Source organism: Streptomyces sp. NPDC052301, assembly GCF_044593395.1.
Taxonomy (GTDB): Bacteria; Actinomycetota; Actinomycetes; order Streptomycetales; family Streptomycetaceae; genus Streptomyces.
This window is the reverse complement of record NZ_JBIUBE010000004.1, coordinates 661221-678101: the sequence shown is the minus strand read 5'-3', so window position 1 is coordinate 678101 and position 16881 is coordinate 661221. Positions and strand designations below refer to the sequence as shown.

Here is a 16881-nt window from a genome sequence, read left to right as displayed (position 1 = left end):
GGCGGACCCGGTCAGGCGGAGAGGCCGACCACCAGCCAGATGAACGCGGCGCCCGCCACCGTGCACAGCAGGGTGGAGCGCGCCGGGTGCTCGTGGTGGGCCTCGGGCAGGATCTCGGCGGCGGCGAGGTAGAGCAGGACGCCGCCGAAGAGACCCAGATAGCCGCCGAGCACCCGTTCGGGGATGTGGAAGAAGGCGGTCGACAGCGCGCCCAGCAGGGGTGCGCAGGCGTCGGCCACCAGCATGCCTATCGCCCGGCGGCGCGCGTTGCCGTACAGGCTCGTGATGGTGAAGGTGTTGAACCCGTCGGCGAAGTCGTGGGCGATCACGGCGAGCGCGACGGCCGCGCCCATGCCGCCGCCCACCTGGAAGGCCGCGCCGATGGCCACGCCGTCCATGGCGCTGTGTCCCACCATCGCCCCGGCCGCCGTCAGGCCCACCTCGGGCGCCCGGTGGTCGTGTCCCTCGGCGCCGCCGTGCGCGGCCTGCCGGGCGGCCAGCGTGCGCTCCACCAGATGGGCCAGGAGGAAGCCGGTCACGAACAGCAGCAGGGCGGCGGGTACGCCGAAGACCTTGCGGCCGGCCGCGGCGAGCGCCTCCGGCAGCAGGTCCAGGCCGACCACGCCCAGCATCAGACCGCCGGCCAGGCCCAGGACCAGGTGCCGACGGTCGGTCACGCGCTGAGCCGTCCAGCCGCCGGCCAGCGTCATCAGGAACGCGCCGAGCGCGACGAAGACCGCCATAGGCCCTTGCTATCCGATGGAGGCGGCTTCGCGCACATCCGGCGCCTCCCGCACTCCCCCACATCCTGACATTCCGCCCGTTGCTGACGTGTGTTCCCGTACGAGAGGACCCCTTCCCATGGCCGATGCCCCCACCGGCAAGGTGACGTTCGTCGGTGCCGGCCCCGGCGCCGCCGATCTGCTGACGTTCCGTGCCGCACGCGCGATCGCCGAGGCGGACGTGGTGATCTGGGCGGCGAGCCTGGTCCAGGCCGAGGTCCTCGAGCACGCGCGCGAGGACGCGGAGATCCTGGACTCGGCGACCATGTCCCTGGAGGACGTCGTCGCCGTCTACCGGCGCGCCCGCACCGAGGGCCTGAAGGTCGCGCGCATCCACTCCGGCGACCCGGCGCTGTGGGGCGGGACGCAGGAGCAGCTGGACCGGTGCGCGGACCTGGAGATCGCGACCGAGGTCGTGCCGGGCGTCTCCTCGTTCTCGGCCGTGGCCGCGCTCGCGCAGCGCGAGCTGACCGTCCCCGAGGTCGCGCAGTCCGTGGTGCTCACCCGGCTGGGCGGCGGCAAGACGCCGATGCCGCCCGGCGAGGAGGTGCGCGAGTTCGCCCGGCACGGCACCACCATGGCGGTCTTCCTGTCGGCGGCACGCAGCGGGCAGCTGGTGCGCGAGCTGCTGGAGGGCGGCTATCCGACCGACACCCCGGTGGTCGTCGCCTACCAGGCCACCTGGCCGGAGGAGCTGGTCGTGACGTGCACGATCGGCACGCTGGAGGAGACGGTGAAGGAGCACAAGCTCTGGAAGCACACGCTGTTCCTGGTCGGCCCGGCGCTGGCCGCGCACGGCACCCGTTCGCACCTGTACCACCCGGGACACTTCCACGGCTACCGCAAGGCCGACCCGGAGGCCCGCCGGGCGCTGCGCGAGCGCGGGGCGAGCAGTTGATCACGGTCGTCGGCACGGGCACGGGAGCGCCCGTCCCGCAGGGCGTCACGGAAGGGGTGGCCCTCGTCGTCGGCGCGCGGCGGCACCTGGACGCCGTGCGGGTGCCCGAAGGGGCCGAGCGGGTCGTGCTCGGCCCGCTGGCGCCCGCCCTGGTCACGATCGGGGAGTACGTCGGCAAGGAGCTGCCGGTTCTCGTGCTGGCCTCCGGGGATCCCGGGTTCTTCGGGATCGTGCGGGCGCTGGCGGAGCGGTTCGGCCCGGACCTGCTGGACGTACGGCCGGGGGTGTCCTCCGTGGCCACGGCCTTCGCCCGGATCGGGCTGCCCTGGGACGACGCGGTCGTCGTCAGCGCGCACGGCCGGGATCTCCGTACGGCCGCCAACGCGTGCCGGGCCCACCCCAAGGTGGCCGTCCTCACCGGCCCGGGAGCCGGACCCGCCGAGCTGGGCGCGGCCCTCGCCGGCGGTGACCGGGTCCTCGTCGTGGCGAGCGCGCTCGGCGATCCGCGGCGGGAGCGCGTGGAGCGGGTGACGCCGGCCGAGGCGGCGGCCCGGGACTGGGGCACGGCGGTGAGCGTGGTGCTGTGCCTGGACGGGACGCGGGCGCTCGGCGCGGTGCGCACGGTCGCCGGCGCGGCGGCCCGGCCCGGCCGGTGGGCGCTCGACGAGAGCGAGTTCGCGCACCGGGACTCGATGATCACCAAGTTCGAGGTGCGGGCGCTCGCCCTGGCCCGGCTCGGGCCGCGCCTGGGCGAGCTGGTGTGGGACGTGGGTGCCGGGTCGGGCTCGGTGGCGGTGGAGTGCGCGCGGCTCGGCGCCGCCGTCGTCGCCGTCGAGCGGACCCCGGACGGTGTGCAGCGGATCCACGCCAACGCGCGGGCCCACGGCGTCGACGTGCGGGTGGTGCACGGCTCGGCGCCCGCTGCCCTGGAGGGGCTGGCGGATCCCGACGCGGTGTTCGTCGGCGGCGGGGGGCGCGAGCTGCCCGCCATCGTCACCGCGTGCGCCCGGCGGGCCCGGCGGACGGTCGTCGTCGCCATGGCCGCCCTGGACCGGGTGCCGGCGACGCGCGAGGCGCTCACGGCCGCCGGGTTCACCTGCGACGGGGTGCTGCTGCAGTCGTCGCGGCTGGCCCCCCTGCCGGGCGAGGTCACCCGGCTCGCGGCGACCAATCCTGTGTTCCTGCTCTGGGGCGTGAGAACCCCGGCGCCTACCGAAGGAGTTGACCAGTGATCGGCCTCATTTCCGCCACCACGGCGGGGGCGGCGGCGCGGGACCGGCTGGCCGCGGCCTGGCCGGACCGGACGCGGGTGTACGAGGGTCCCGTCGGGGACGCCGTACGGGCCGCGTTCGCCGAGTGCGAGCAGCTGGTCTGCTTCCTGGCGACGGGCGCGGTGGTGCGGCTGATCGCCCCGCTGCTCGGTGACAAGACGGCCGACCCGGGCGTGGTGTGCGTGGACGAGGGCGGCCGGTTCGCGGTGTCGCTGCTCGGCGGGCACGGCGGCGGCGCCAACGAACTGGCGCGTGAGGTCGGGGAGTCGCTGGGGGCCGAGCCGGTGGTGACGACCGCGACGGACGCCGTCGGGCTTCCGGGCCTGGACACGCTGGGCCTGCCCCACGAGGGCTCGGTCGCGGTGGTCTCCCGGGCGCTGCTGGACGGCGAGCCGGTGGCGCTTCAGGCCGAGGTGGCGTGGCCGCTGCCCGCGCTGCCGACCGCGCCGCGGGGGTCGTACACCATCCGGCTCACCGACCGGGAGGTCGCACCGGGCGAGCGCGAGGTGCTGCTCAGGCCGCCGTCCCTGGTGGTCGGCGTCGGCGCGTCCAGGGGCGCGCCGGCCGAGGAGGTGCTGGGGCTGGTCGAGCGGGCGCTGGCCGAGGCGGGGCTCTCGCCGAAATCGCTCGCCGAGCTCGCCACCGTGGACGCCAAGGCGGAGGAGCCCGGCATCGTGGCCGCCGCCGAGCGGCTCGGGGTCCCCCTGGTGACGTACTCCGCCGAGGAGCTGGCCGCCGTCGAGGTGCCCAACCCGTCGGACGCGCCCCTCGCGGCCGTCGGCACGCCGTCCGTGGCGGAGGCCGCCGCCCTGGTCCGGGGCGGTGAACTGGTCGTCCCCAAGCGGAAGTCCGAGCGTGCCGACGGGCAGCCCGCGATGGCGACCTGTGCCGTGGTACGGCGGCCGGGGCGCGGGCGGCTCGCGGTGGTCGGGCTCGGGCCCGGCGCCCGGGACCTGCTCACCCCGCGCGCGGCGGACGAGCTGCGGCGGGCCTCGGTACTGGTCGGGCTCGACCAGTACGTCGACCAGATCCGCGATCTGCTCCGGCCCGGCACCCGGGTGCTGGAGTCGGGGCTCGGCGCGGAGGAGGAGCGGGCCCGTACGGCGGTCGCGGAGGCCCGCAAGGGGCACGCGGTGGCGCTGATCGGCAGCGGGGACGCGGGCGTGTACGCCATGGCCTCCCCGGCGCTCGCCGAGGCGTCCGACGACATCGACGTGGTCGGGGTGCCCGGGGTGACGGCCGCGCTGGCCGCCGGCGCGATCCTGGGCGCGCCGCTGGGCCACGACCACGTGTCCATCAGCCTGTCCGACCTGCACACGCCGTGGGAGGTCATCGAGCGCCGGGTGCGCGCGGCGGCCGAGGCGGACCTCGTGGTCACCTTCTACAACCCGCGCTCCCGGGGCCGCGACTGGCAGCTGCCCAAGGCGCTCGCGATCCTCGCCGGGCACCGGGAGCCGGCGACCCCCGTGGGTGTCGTCCGCAACGCGTCCCGGCCGGACGGGTCGAGCCGGGTGACCACGCTCGCCGGACTCGACCCGGCGACGGTCGACATGATGACGGTCGTGACCGTCGGCAACACCGCGACCCGGATCATCGCGGGCCGCATGGTGACCCCGCGCGGATACCGCTGGCAGGAGGAGCCGAAGTGAACGGTGCGGCCCGTGTGGTCCATCCCATCGAGGAGGAGTCCTACCGGCGGCTGCGCGCCCGTCTGGACACCTCGCACTTCCCGCCGCTGACCCGGGCGGTGGTGGAGCGGGTCATCCACTCCGCCGCCGACCTGGAGTACGCGACCGACCTGGTCATGGACGAGGACGACCTGGTGCAGGCGCACGCGGCGCTGCACGCCGGGGCGCCGGTCGTCGTGGACGTGGAGATGGTCGCGGCCGGCATCACCCGCCGGGAGACCGTGTGCCGGCTGAAGGAGGCGCAGTCCGGCCCCGGACTGACCCGTTCGGCGCACGGGATCCGGCTCGCCTACGAACAGGTCGGGCCCGGCGCCCTCTGGGTGATCGGGAACGCCCCGACCGCGCTGGAGGAGCTGCTCACCCTGGGCGCCTCCCCCGCGCTCGTCATCGGCCTGCCCGTCGGCTTCGTCGGAGCGGTCGAGTCCAAGGCCGCGTTGCGCGAGAGCGGGCTGCCCGCCGTGAGCAACGTGTCCGAGAAGGGCGGCTCGGCGGTCGCCTCCGCCGCGCTCAACGCCCTGCTGTACCACCCCGTTTCGTCTGAGGAGATCTCGTGACCACCCCGCCCGCCCTGCTCATCGCCGGACACGGCACCCGTGACGACGCCGGAGCCGAGGCGTTCCGCGACTTCGTCCGGGAGCTGGGCCGCCGTCACCCCGAGCTGCCCGTCGCGGGCGGCTTCATCGAGCTGTCCCCGCCGCCGCTGGGCGAGGCCGTCACCGAGCTGGTGGAGCGGGGCGTACGCCGGTTCGCGGCCGTACCGCTGATGCTGGTGTCCGCCGGGCACGCCAAGGGTGACATCCCGGCCGCGCTGGCCCGCGAGAAGGAACGGCACCCGGGGATCTCGTACACCTACGGCCGCCCGCTGGGCCCGCACCCGGCGCTGCTGAACGTGCTGGAGCGGCGGCTGGACGAGGTGCTGGGCGACACGGACCGCTCGGAGGTGACCGTGCTGCTCGTCGGGCGCGGCTCGACCGACCCCGACGCCAACGCCGAGGTGCACAAGGCGGCCCGGCTGCTGTGGGAGGGGCGCGGGTACGCCGGCGTGGAGACGGCGTTCGTGTCGCTGGCGGCGCCGGACGTGCCGAGCGGGCTGGACCGGTGCGCGAAGCTGGGCGCCCGGCGGATCGCCGTCCTGCCCTACTTCCTGTTCACCGGGATCCTGCCGGACCGGGTGCGGCAGCAGACCGAGGCGTGGGCCGCAGCGCACCCGGAGACCGAGGTGCGGTCGGCCGACGTCATCGGGCCCGAGCCGGAGCTGCTGGACCTGGTGATGGAGCGGTACGCGGAGGCCGTCAAGGGTGATCTGCGCATGAACTGCGACTCGTGCGTGTACCGGATCGCGCTGCCGGGCTTCGAGGACAAGGTGGGGCTGCCGCAGCAGCCGCACTTCCACCCGGACGACGACGGCCACCACCACGGGCACGGGCACCACCATCACGGGGGGCACTCGCACAGTCATGCGCACTGACGACACGGGGCCGGATCTGCGTCATCACGGGGACGCCGAGGTACGGGACGACGGGGCGCAGCTGGTCGACCTCGCCGTCAACGTCCGCGCGGACACCCCTCCCCCGTGGCTGCGGCAGGAGATCGCCGGCTCGCTGGCGTCCCTCGCGGCCTACCCGGACGGGCGGGCGGCGCGGGCGGCGGTGGCGGCGCGGCACGGGCTGCCGGTGGAGCGGGTGCTGCTGACGGCGGGGGCGGCGGAGGCCTTCGTGCTGCTCGCCCGGGCCCTGAAGGTGCGGCGGCCGGTGGTCGTGCACCCGCAGTTCACCGAGCCGGAGGCGGCGCTGCGGGACGCGGGACACTCCGTGGACCGGGTGCTGCTGCGGGAGGAGGACGGGTTCCGGCTGGATCCGGCGGCCGTGCCGGAGGACGCGGACCTGGTCGTGATAGGCAACCCCACCAATCCGACGTCGGTCCTGCATCCGGCCGCGACGATCGTCCGGCTGGCCCGTCCCGGGCGGACGCTGGTGGTCGACGAGGCGTTCATGGACGCGGTGCCGGGTGAACGGGAGGCGCTGGCCGGACGGACCGACGTGCCCGGTCTGGTGGTACTGCGCAGCCTCACCAAGACCTGGGGACTGGCAGGGCTGCGGATCGGCTACGTGCTGGCTCCCGCGGAGATCGTCGCCGAGCTGGATCGGGTCCAGCCGCTGTGGCCGGTGTCGACGCCGGCGCTGGCCGCGGCCGAGGCGTGCGTGGCGCCGCGGGCGTTGGCGGAGGCGGGGCACGCGGCGCACCGGATCGCGGCGGACCGGGCCCATCTGGTGGCGGGGCTCGCGGAGTTGGCCGGGCGGGGAGTGCGGGTGGTGGAACCCGCGGAGGGCCCGTTCGTGCTGGTCCGTATGCCGGGGGCCACCGCGGTACGACACCGGCTGCGTGAGCTGGGCTACGCCGTGCGGCGGGGGGACACGTTCCCGGGGCTCGGTGCGGACTGGGTGCGGATGGCCGTGCGGGACCGGGCCACGGTGAACGGGTTCCTGGAGGCGCTGAGGGGTTCTCTCACGAGATCGCCGTGAGCCGGTTCGGTCCGGTCGTGGGTTCGTGGGTGACCGGACAGGCCCGGCGGCACGGCGGGTTCGATGTGGACGTCGTCGACCTGGCCGACGTCGCCATCCCGTTGGCGCTGCCGGAGGTCTAGCCGAAGTCCGCCGGTGACGACCACCCGCGGCGGGCCGGGAAGGCGAGGCCGACCGCGGCGCTGGAGGAGGCGGACGCGTTCGTCATCGTCACCCCGGAGTACGACCACAGCTACCCGGCCTCCCTGAAGGCGGCCATCGACTGGCACTTCACCCGGTGGACGGCCGAGCCCGTCGCCTTCGCCGGCTACGGCGGCGCGGCGGGCGGACGGCACGCGGCGCTGCACCCGGAGAACGTGCTGACCGAGCTGCACGCGGTCACCGTCCGGGACGGGCTGGGCTTCCCGGACTCCTCACCGCCTGGCAGGACGGCCACCCGCTCCACGGGCAGGCCCCGGGTACGCCGAGACCCTGCTCGACCCGTTGTCCTGATGGGCGGCGGCGCCGCGAAGCCGCCCCCTCCCCGGCGTGACGGCGGCCGGGCGGGCAGCGGCCGGGGTCCTGCCGTCAGCCCCTGCGGCGGCGGGCCACCGTCACCGCACCCCCGCCGACCAGCAGCAGCGCGAGCGCACCGCCGGCGATGTACGGGGTCGCCGAGCTGCCGCCGGTCTCCGCGAGGTCGGACTTGGCCGTGCCGCCCTGGGGCTTCACGTCCGGGGCCGTTTCGGCCTTCCCGGGGGCGTCCTCGGACTTCGTCCCCGCCGCCGGGTCGTGGCTCGGCACCGGGTGTCCGGTCGGCGGGGCCGTCGGGGACTCGCAGGTGGCCTCTGCCAGCGTGACCGTGCCCTCGACGTCGGCGACGTTGAGTCTCAACGGGTTGACGGACACCTTGAGTTGCAGCGCCGTGGCGGCGGCCGTGCGGGTGGTGGTGCGCCGCTGGGCGAGGTCGAGCCGGACCTCGCCGACGCCGGGCACCTTCACCTCGGTCGGGCCGCCGGCGGTCAGTGTGACGCGCTTGCCGAGGACGGTGACGGCGCCGAGGACGTTCGCGGAGGCGACCGGTGCCTTGCCGGCCTCGCACGTCGCCTTGGCGGTGACCGTGTCGGCCTCGATCAGGGACAGCAGGGGCAGGCCGGGGACGTGCAGCCGGGCGTGGACGAGCCGGACCGACCCCTCGGCGCGCTTCGGCGTGGCCGTGGCCCGGGACTGGGCGACGTCCGCGCCGAGCACGCTGAACGGCTTGCCGCCGGCCACCCCGTCGAGCCGGGCGGACAGGGCCGTGCGGTCCGCGCTCCGCGGTGCCTGGACCTGGTTGAGGGAGACCGCGAGCGGCACGTCGACGGTCTTGTTGAGCAGGGACACGTCGAGCCCGGTGCGCAGGACGACGGCGGAGGCGCGACCGTGGTCGGTGGTCGCGTGCGCGGCGCCCGCGCCCAGGGCCGCGGGCGCCGCGGCGAGGGCGGTGACCGTCGCCGCAGCGGCGACACGGCGTGCGGGCATACGGAAGTTTTTGCTGTTCAAGGCGGTGGGACCCCCAGACGGGACATGCTTGGGACCCGTCAACCTTGTACGCACTGTGGGTGAACGGTCAGCGATCCTGGGTTACTTCACTCAAACGTGAATATTCCGCACTCGCCTTCGAATCACCGGGCACAGGCGTTCCCCCGCCCCCCGCCGGGCCCCGCCGTCGCGACCGTGACTACTCGACGACGAGCCCGTTCAGCACCACCCGGCGCGGCGCCGCCAGCACCCGTACGTCCGCCCGCGGATCGCCCTCGTAGACCACCAGGTCGGCCGGTGCGCCCTCCTGGAGGCCGGGGCGGCCGAGCCAGGCGCGGGCGGCCCAGCTCGTCGCGGCGACGGCGTCCACGGCCGGGATGCCGGCGGTGACCAGCTCGGCCACCTCCGCCGCGACCAGGCCGTGGGCCAGCGAGCCGCCCGCGTCCGTGCCGACGTAGACCGGGATCCCGGCGTCGTAGGCACCGCGCACGGTGTCGTAGCGGCGCTCGTGCAGCCGGCGCATGTGGGCCGACCAGCGCGGGTACTTGGTGTCGCCGCCGGCCGCGAGGTGCGGGAAGGTGGCGATGTTCACGAGGGTGGGGACGATCGCGACGCCGCGCTCGGCGAACAGCGGGACCAGGTCCTCGGTCAGGCCGGTGGCGTGCTCGATGCAGTCGATGCCCGCCTCGACGAGGTCGCGCAGGGAGTTCTCGGCGAAGCAGTGCGCGGTGACGCGGGCGCCGAGCCGGTGGGCCTCGGCGATGGCCGCCTCCACCGCCTCGCGCGGCCAGCAGGGGGAGAGGTCGCCGAGGTCGCGGTCGATCCAGTCGCCGACCAGCTTGACCCAGCCGTCGCCGCGCCGGGCCTCCTGGGCGACGTACGTGACGAGGTCGTCCGGCTCGACCTCCCAGGCGTAGTTGCGGATGTAGCGGCGGGTGCGCGCGATGTGCCGGCCGGCCCGGACGATCTTCGGCAGGTCCTCGCGGTCGTCGATCCAGCGGGTGTCGGAGGGCGAGCCCGCGTCCCGGATCAGCAGGGTGCCCGTCTCGCGGTCGGTCAGGGCCTGCTTCTCGGCGGTGTCCGCGTCGACCGGGCCGTCCGGGCCGAGGCCCACGTGGCAGTGCGCGTCGACCAGGCCGGGCAGGACCCAGCCCTCGACGGTGATGACGTCCCGGGCGGCGGCGGGGCGGTCGTAGGAGACGCGGCCCCCGACCACCCACAGCTCGTCGCGGACGTCCTCGGGTCCCACGAGGACCCGCCCCTTCACATGCAGCACCGCGCCATCGCTCATGCACCGCACCCTAACGAGCTACGGCCGGTCCTTCCCCACCCGGTCGGAGTTCTCCTCCTCGACCTGGGCCATCGCCGGGTCGAGCAGGCGGGAGAGGAAGTGGCGGGTGCGCTCGTGCTGCGGGTTCCCGATGACCTGGTCGGGGCTGCCGTCCTCGACGATCAGGCCGCCGTCCATGAAGACGACCCGGTCGGCGACCTCGCGGGCGAAGGTCATCTCGTGGGTGACGACCATCATCGTCATGCCCTCGGTGGCCAGCATGCGCATGACGGCGAGGACATCGCCGACCAGTTCCGGGTCGAGCGCCGAGGTCGGCTCGTCGAACAGCATGACCTCCGGGCCCATCGCCAGCGCCCGGGCGATGGCCACGCGCTGCTGCTGGCCGCCGGAGAGGGACGACGGGTAGGCGTCCGCCTTCTCGGACAGGCCGACCCGGGCGAGGTTCTCGGCGGCGGTCTTCTCGGCCGTCGCCTTGTCCCGCTTGAGGACCCGGCGCTGGGGCAGCGTGAGGTTCTCGGTGACGCTCAGGTGCGGGAAGAGGTTGAACTGCTGGAAGACCATGCCGATCCGGCGGCGTACCGCGTCGATGTCGACGTCGGGGTCGGTCAGCTCGGTGCCGCCGACGAAGACCCGGCCCCCGGTCGGCTCCTCCAGCAGGTTCACACAGCGCAACAGCGTCGACTTGCCGGAGCCGGACGGGCCGATGACGCAGACGACCTCGCCCTGGCCGATCTCCAGGTCGATGCCGCGCAGGACGTGGTTGTCACCGAAGGACTTGTGCAGATCCTGGACGCGGATCTCGGGGCGGCTCACCGGATCTCCCTCTGGGCCTTGGACTCCATACGGCGCACGACGAGGCTGAGCGGGATGGTGATCAGCAGGTAGCACAGGCCCGCCACCAGGATCGGCGTGGAGTTGGCGGTCGTGCTGGCCAGGTCGTTGCCGAACTTGGACAGTTCGCGCTGCTCCAGGGTGACGCCGAGGAACAGCACCAGCGAGGAGTCCTTGAAGAGCAGGACGAGTTCGTTGGTCAGCGGCGGCAGGATGATCCGGAAGGCCTGCGGCAGGATGATGGAGACCATGGCCCGCGCGGGCGTGAAGCCGAGGGAACGGGCCGCCTCCATCTGCCCCTTGGGCACCGCCTGGATGCCCGCGCGGATCGTCTCGGCCATGTAGGCGGCGGAGACCAGTCCGAGCGCGACGGCGACCTTGCCGTAGATGCCGCCCGGGTACTGGACGCTCGGGAAGGCCAGGGGCACGCCGGTGCCGACGAAGATGAAGATCAGCAGCGCGGGCAGGCCGCGGAAGATCTCGATGTAGACGCCGGCGAGCCAACGGTACGGCCCTACGGACGACAGGCGCATCAGGGCGATGACCATGCCGAGGACCAGGCCCACGACGAACCCGGACAGCGTGTACAGCACGGTGTTCTTCAGGGCCACCGTGATGATGTCCGGGAACAGCTGCTCGGCGATCTCGGGCTGCGCGAACTGGTTCTGCAGCCGGCCCCAGTCCGCGGTGACCGCGAACGCGACCACCGCGGCGACGAAGAGGGCGTACTGCGCCCCGCGTGACAGCCGACGCTTCTGACGGAGCGTCAGTCCGGATTTCCTGGGCTGGATACGTGTGTCCGTGTCGGCCATGGGGTCAGGAGGCGGACGGGGCCGGGGAGGCGACGGAGGCGTTGTACGGACCGATCCACTTCTCGTAGATCTTCTTGTACGTGCCGTCGGCCTTGGCGTCCTTCAGGGCCTTGTCGACGGCGTCGAGCAGGGCCTTGTTGCCCTTCTTGACCGTGAAGCCGTACTGCTCGCCGGTCTTGAGGTTGTCGACGACCTTGAAGGCGTCCGCGTTGGCCTTGTCCTTCAGCCAGCCCTGGACCACCGGGTAGTCGATGACGACGGCCTGGACCTGGCCGGTGCGCAGGCCGTTGAGGACCGCGTCGGAGGAGGCGAAGGAGACCGGGTCGAAGCCCTTGCTCCGGGCGTAGTCCTCGCCGGTGGTCTGCGCCTGGGCGCCGAGCTTCTTGCCCTTGGCCTTGACGTCCGCGAGGGAGGTGATGCCGGCGCTCTTGTTCACGAGCACGGCCTGGGTGGCCTCGAAGTACGGGTCGGAGAAGTCGACGTTCTTCTTGCGTTCGGCGGTGATCGTCATACCGGCGGCGGCGAGGTCGCACTGGCCGGAGTTCAGGAAGGCGCCGGTCTTGAAGTTCTCGAACGGGGTGTCGAGGATCTGCTGCTTGACGCCGAGATTCTTGGCGACGAGGTCGATGAGGGAGACGTCGAAGCCCTGCACCTTGCCGTCGATCTCCGACTGGAACGGCGGGTACGGCAGGTGGGTGCAGGTGGTCAGCTGACCGGCCTTGACGAGGTGGACGCCCTTGACGGTGGTCTTGCCGCTCCCCGAGTCGCCGGAGGAGCAGCCGGCCACGAGCACGAGCCCGGCCGTCAGGGTGGTGGCGGCCAGGAGGCGGGCCCGGCGCCCGAGGAGCGTTTTCATGGGGGGAATCTCCCTGTGGGTGAACTGTGGGTTCCGATTATAAGGAAAGGTTTGGGTCTCTCAAATCAAACCGATGGTCACCGGGCCGTCCGACCTAAGATCGGGGAAGCCGACCCGAATCCTGCGACCTGAACCCCGAGAACGAAGAGAGCACCGCCGTGACGCACCCTTTTCTGGATCTGCCCCCGCTGCGTGCCGAGCGCTTCGCCGCCGTCGAGGACGGGGTGGCCCGGCTGCTGGACACCCGGCAGGACGTCGTCATCACCCAGGGTGAGGCGCTGCTGCCGCTGGAGGGCGCGATCCGCGCGGCGGCCGGTCCGGGCACGGTCGCGCTGAACGTGATCACGGGCCCGTACGGGCAGACCTTCGGGGACTGGCTGCGGGACTGCGGCGCGACCGTGCACGACATCTCCGTCCCCTTCCACACGGCGGTGACCGCCGGGCAGATCCGGGAGGCGTTCGCCGAGCACCCGGAGATCGACTTCGTCTCGCTGGTGCACGCGGAGGCGGCGACCGGCAACACCAACCCGGTGGCGGAGATCGGCGAGGCGGTACGGGAGCAGGGTGCCCTGTTCTACCTGGACGCGGTGGCCTCCGTGGGCGCGGAGCCGGTGCTGCCCGACGCGTGGGGCGTGGACCTGTGTGTGATCGGGGCACAGAAGGCGATGGGCGGCCCGGCGGGTGTGTCGGCGATCTCGGTGAGCGAGCGGGCCTGGGCGCGGATGGCGGCCAACCCGCACGCGCCGCGCCGTTCCTACCTGTCGCTGCTGGACTGGAAGGAGCGCTGGATCGACGCCGGCCGCCGGGTGCTGCCGCACGCCCCGGCCCAGCTGGAGATGCTGGCGCTCGAGGCCTGTCTGGAACGGATCGAGTCGGCCGGCCTGGACGAGGTCATGGCCCGGCACCGGCGCGCCGCGCTGGCCACGCGGGCCGGTGCGGTGGCCCTGGGCGGGGGGCTCGAGCCGTACGTGTACGAGGAGCGGGACGCGGCGCCGGTCGCCACGACCCTGCGGGTGCCGTCGGGCACCGTCGCCTCGGAGCTGGTGGCGCGGGCGCTGGCGAGCGACCCCGCGTTGCCGCTGGCGGCGGGCGGGGGCTCGCTGTCCAAGGAGATGATCCGGGTCAACCACTACGGGGCCGACGCCGCTCCGGGTGCGGTGCAGGGTTCCCTGGCCGCGCTGGGCGCGGCTCTGGCCGAGCAGGGACTCGCCGTGGACCTGGAGGCGGCCCGGCGGGCGGTGGAGGACGCCTGGGGCTAGGGCGATTCGTTTGGATCACCGCTGGCGAGGCGTCTTCGTGGCCTACGGGTAGCCGCGCTGTCAGCACCACGGTCTACGGTGCGACCATGTCGTTTGTCCTTCCCGATGGTCTGCCTCCCGGCCGGTTCCTGTCTTCCGGTCCCGCACACGTCTGGGTCTCTGACGAATTTCCTCAAGACGTCGATCAGCTGTGGCCACGCCTGCTGAGCGAGCAGAAAGCCTGGGGCCTGGTCCCGCTCCTGTGCTGGCCCGATGCCATGGGAAGACCGCTCGGCCTGAACCACGTTGATGCCGTCCGCCTGGAGGAGGTGCTGGCCACGGACTTCGCCGAGTACCGGCGCAGGAGGCTGCCCTTCTGGATGGACCCGACGCCGGCCCCGGCGCCGGAGGGGATCGAACCATGGCCACACGACCCCGGGCCGCCCTTCGAGCAGTGGCCGGGCCTGGCACCGCAGATGCCGGCCGCGTTCGCAGACCCGAAGCCCGAGGAAGCGGCAGCAAGCCTCCTGGCTTGGTTCATCGAGACGGGGCAGTTCGGGCTGGACGAGTGCCGCCTCGTGCTTGTCCCTGCCCGTCGCGGCAGCGATGCTCTGGCGTCGATCGGCTGGTCCGCGGAGGCACCGCTGCCTCTGCTGTGTGCCCTTCTGCGGAGCTGGGAGGACCGCTTCGGCGCCCAGGTCGTGGCGGTGTTCGGCAGCGAGCTGCACGTCTCGGTCGCCAGGCCGCCGGTCGATGCAGAGCACGCGAACCTGCTCGCCTTGGAACACGTGCTCTCGACCGCGGACAACATCGTCGACGACCCGCCCACACCGTTCCCCGAGTACGCGATGGACCTCGTGGGACGGACTTGCTGGTCGTTCTGGTGGGACTAGGCATGACGGCCGTGCCGCCTGCTTCGTTGGTTCGGATGTGCCGTTGACTGATGCCCAGTGGGCGAGGATCGAGCCGTTGCTCCCGGACCGAACGCCGAAACGCGGGGGCCGGCGGAGAGACCATCGCGAAGTGATCGACGCGATCGCCTGGAAGTTCCAGACTGGCTCGCAGTGGGTCCACTTGCCGGAGAAATACGGCAACTGGCGAGGCGTCTACAACCGGCTGCGGATGTGGGCCATCGACGGCACGTGGGAGCGCGTCTTCACCACGCTCATCGCGCAGGCCGATGCCGAAGAAGACCTCAACTGGGCCGTCTCGGTCGACTCCACCATCGTGCGCGCTCACCAGCACGCGGCCGGGGCCCGCAAAAAGGGGCCTTGGCCGGCGAGCCTGACGACCACGCCATCGGCCGGTCCCGCGGCGGATTGACCACGAAGATCCATCTCGCGTCCGATGCCCACTGTCGGCCTCTGGCCTTCTACCTCACGGCCGGACAGGCCGACGACGCGCCCGCCTTCCCGCACGTGATGGCCCGCCTGCGCGTTCCACGTCGACGAGGACGGCCCCGCACCAAGCCAGACCTGATCCTGGCCGACAAGGCGTACTCCTCCCGCGCAATCCGCGACCATCTCCGCAAGCGCGGGACCCGCGCAGTCATCCCGATCCCGGCCGATCAACGCAGTCACCGGCTTCGTCGCGGAGCCGCGGCGGCAGGCCCCCGGCATTCGACCGCGAAGCATACAAACAGCGGAACACGGTCGAACGCTGCATCAACCGCTTGAAACAGTGGCGAGGGCTCGCGACCCGCTACGAGAAGACCGCAATGATCTACCTGGCCGGACTCCACGTTGCGGGCATCTTCCTCTGGTCTGCCCGGTGATCCAAACGACAGGCCCTAGGCGGACCCAGGTGCCGACGGCCCGCGTGCGCAGCGCCGCGGGCCGTTGTCGTACCCGCGGGCCGTTGTCGTACCCGCGTGCCATGCTGCCCCGCATGACCACAGGAGACGCTCCCCACACCCTCCCCGACGGCCGCCCCGTTCCCCCGATGACCGGCTCCGAGCGCACGCAGCTGGAAGGCTGGCTGGACTTCCACCGGGCCACGCTGGAGCTGAAGTGCCGGGGACTGGACGACGCGCAGGTACGGCTCGCCGCCGCCGAGCCGTCCGAGCTGACGCTGCTCGGGCTCGTCCAGCACCTGGCCGAGGTCGAACGGAACTGGTTCCAGCGGGTGCTGGCCGGGCTGGCGGTGCCACCGGTGTTCGAGGAGGAGTCGGGGTACGCCCTCGACTCCGGACGGGGACTGGAGGAGGCGCTGGCCGTGTGGCGGCGGGAGATCGCGCGCGGCCGGGAGCTGCTCGCCGGCAGGGCCCTGGAGGACACCGGGCGGATCGTCGGAGAGCCGATGGCCGGCGTCGAGGTCAGTGTGCGCTGGGTGCTGATCCACCTCATCGAGGAGTACGCCCGCCACAACGGGCACGCCGACATTCTGCGTGAACGAATCGACGGAACCACCGGCACGTGAATTCAATTCAGCTTCACAATTTCCGCTAATTCTCCGGACGATAGCTTCCCGTCTTCTTCTGCCCGCTTTTTGCAACCCTAAACGGCAGAGTTTCCCGGGAGTTTTCGGACGGTTTCCGCCTTGTGACACACTCCACAGCGCGCCACTTTTGTCCCGATTTGATGCGGGTCATTTCGGTCATTTCACCGGCAGCCCCGTCCGACCCGGCCGCAGCGCCCGTGCATTTTCTAATTCGCCTCGCTAAATTCGTGCCGCATGACTGCCGCACCCGCAGACCTGCTCATCGACCGACCGGCGATGACGGACGGAGCCGCGCTCTGGCGTCTCGCCAAGGACTCGAAAACACTCGACCTGAACTCTTCGTACAGCTATCTGCTGTGGTGCCGGGACTTCGCCGGCACCTCGGCGGTGGCGCGCGGTGCGGACGGGGAGCCGGTCGGTTTCGTCACCGGCTACGTACGCCCGGACCGCCCCGGCACCCTGCTCGTCTGGCAGGTGGCGGTCGACTCGGCCCACCGGGGCCACGGCATCGCCGCCGCTCTGCTGGACGGGCTGACCGCACGGCTCGCCGCCGAGCGGGGCATCACCGACGTCGAGACCACCATCACCCCCGGCAACACCGCCTCCGAGCGCTTGTTCACGTCGTTCGCCGCCCGGCACGGAGCGCAGGTCGGCCGCGAGGTGCTGTTCCCCGCCGACCTGTTCCCGGACGGCCCGCACGACCCCGAAGTGCTTTACCGCATAGGCCCGTTGAACTCTGCCGCAGCCCATTGA

General features: G+C 72.8%; 16 protein-coding genes and 2 pseudogenes. 12 read left to right on the top strand and 6 right to left on the bottom strand.

What is annotated here, in order from left to right; all coding sequences use genetic code 11:
• Positions 1-11: 11 nt before the first annotated feature.
• A complete protein-coding gene (locus ACIHEJ_RS14110; protein WP_400135057.1) occupies positions 12-743 on the bottom strand; it encodes a ZIP family metal transporter in 732 nt (243 codons plus the stop codon).
• A 118-nt stretch (positions 744-861) separates the two neighbouring features.
• Between ACIHEJ_RS14110 and cobM the strand changes: the two genes are divergently transcribed.
• The 7 genes and pseudogenes from cobM (at position 862) to ACIHEJ_RS14075 (ending at position 7653) form a co-directional block, all read left to right on the top strand.
• Positions 862-1680, top strand: coding sequence for a precorrin-4 C(11)-methyltransferase (gene cobM, locus ACIHEJ_RS14105; RefSeq protein WP_400135056.1), 819 nt, complete (start codon positions 862-864; stop codon positions 1678-1680).
• Positions 1677-2912 (top strand): precorrin-6y C5,15-methyltransferase (decarboxylating) subunit CbiE, encoded by a 1236-nt coding sequence (gene cbiE, locus ACIHEJ_RS14100; protein ID WP_400135055.1) that lies wholly within the window; start codon positions 1677-1679, stop codon positions 2910-2912. Before cobM ends, cbiE begins: the two co-directional genes overlap by 4 nt.
• Positions 2909-4600: a precorrin-3B C(17)-methyltransferase gene (gene cobJ, locus ACIHEJ_RS14095; RefSeq protein ID WP_400135054.1), complete on the top strand. Its 1692-nt coding sequence runs from the start codon at positions 2909-2911 to the stop codon at positions 4598-4600. The genes cbiE and cobJ overlap by 4 nt, the downstream gene beginning before the upstream one ends.
• Positions 4597-5193 (top strand): precorrin-8X methylmutase, encoded by a 597-nt coding sequence (locus tag ACIHEJ_RS14090; protein WP_400135053.1) that lies wholly within the window; start codon positions 4597-4599, stop codon positions 5191-5193. The genes cobJ and ACIHEJ_RS14090 overlap by 4 nt, the downstream gene beginning before the upstream one ends.
• A complete protein-coding gene (locus ACIHEJ_RS14085; protein ID WP_400135052.1) occupies positions 5190-6107 on the top strand; it encodes a sirohydrochlorin chelatase in 918 nt (305 codons plus the stop codon). The genes ACIHEJ_RS14090 and ACIHEJ_RS14085 overlap by 4 nt, the downstream gene beginning before the upstream one ends.
• The gene (gene cobC / locus ACIHEJ_RS14080) at positions 6097-7161 is read left to right on the top strand and encodes an Rv2231c family pyridoxal phosphate-dependent protein CobC (RefSeq protein WP_400135051.1); all 1065 of its coding nucleotides are present in this window, start codon (positions 6097-6099) and stop codon (positions 7159-7161) included. Before ACIHEJ_RS14085 ends, cobC begins: the two co-directional genes overlap by 11 nt.
• A pseudogene (locus ACIHEJ_RS14075) lies at positions 7152-7653 on the top strand (NAD(P)H-dependent oxidoreductase). The gene cobC and the pseudogene ACIHEJ_RS14075 overlap by 10 nt, the downstream one beginning before the upstream one ends.
• Before the next feature lie 75 nt (positions 7654-7728).
• Here ACIHEJ_RS14075 and ACIHEJ_RS14070 read toward each other — a convergent pair.
• From ACIHEJ_RS14070 to ACIHEJ_RS14050, 5 genes are all read right to left on the bottom strand, one after another.
• Positions 7729-8682: an SCO1860 family LAETG-anchored protein gene (locus ACIHEJ_RS14070; RefSeq protein ID WP_400135050.1), complete on the bottom strand. Its 954-nt coding sequence runs from the start codon at positions 8680-8682 to the stop codon at positions 7729-7731.
• A gap of 178 nt (positions 8683-8860) precedes the next feature.
• Positions 8861-9952, bottom strand: coding sequence for an amidohydrolase family protein (locus tag ACIHEJ_RS14065; protein WP_400135049.1), 1092 nt, complete (start codon positions 9950-9952; stop codon positions 8861-8863).
• An 18-nt stretch (positions 9953-9970) separates the two neighbouring features.
• On the bottom strand, positions 9971-10765 hold the full coding sequence (locus ACIHEJ_RS14060; protein ID WP_400135048.1) for an amino acid ABC transporter ATP-binding protein: 795 nt from the start codon (positions 10763-10765) through the stop codon (positions 9971-9973).
• Positions 10762-11595 (bottom strand): amino acid ABC transporter permease, encoded by an 834-nt coding sequence (locus ACIHEJ_RS14055; protein WP_400135047.1) that lies wholly within the window; start codon positions 11593-11595, stop codon positions 10762-10764. Before ACIHEJ_RS14055 ends, ACIHEJ_RS14060 begins: the two co-directional genes overlap by 4 nt.
• A gap of 4 nt (positions 11596-11599) precedes the next feature.
• Positions 11600-12451, bottom strand: coding sequence for a transporter substrate-binding domain-containing protein (locus tag ACIHEJ_RS14050; RefSeq protein ID WP_400135046.1), 852 nt, complete (start codon positions 12449-12451; stop codon positions 11600-11602).
• Between the two features lie 158 nt (positions 12452-12609).
• Between ACIHEJ_RS14050 and ACIHEJ_RS14045 the strand changes: the two genes are divergently transcribed.
• From ACIHEJ_RS14045 to ectA, 5 genes and pseudogenes are all read left to right on the top strand, one after another.
• The gene (locus ACIHEJ_RS14045) at positions 12610-13710 is read left to right on the top strand and encodes a pyridoxal-phosphate-dependent aminotransferase family protein (RefSeq protein ID WP_400135045.1); all 1101 of its coding nucleotides are present in this window, start codon (positions 12610-12612) and stop codon (positions 13708-13710) included.
• A gap of 86 nt (positions 13711-13796) precedes the next feature.
• The gene (locus ACIHEJ_RS14040) at positions 13797-14582 is read left to right on the top strand and encodes a DUF4253 domain-containing protein (protein WP_400135044.1); all 786 of its coding nucleotides are present in this window, start codon (positions 13797-13799) and stop codon (positions 14580-14582) included.
• Between the two features lie 37 nt (positions 14583-14619).
• Positions 14620-15463: pseudogene (locus tag ACIHEJ_RS14035) on the top strand (IS5 family transposase).
• Positions 15464-15576: 113 nt separating this feature from the next.
• Positions 15577-16107 carry a DinB family protein gene (locus ACIHEJ_RS14030; protein ID WP_400135043.1) on the top strand — a complete coding sequence of 177 codons (531 nt, stop codon included), beginning with the start codon at positions 15577-15579 and terminating at the stop codon, positions 16105-16107.
• Positions 16108-16362: 255 nt separating this feature from the next.
• Entirely contained in the window at positions 16363-16881 is a 519-nt protein-coding gene (ectA, locus tag ACIHEJ_RS14025; RefSeq protein ID WP_400135042.1) for a diaminobutyrate acetyltransferase, read from the top strand.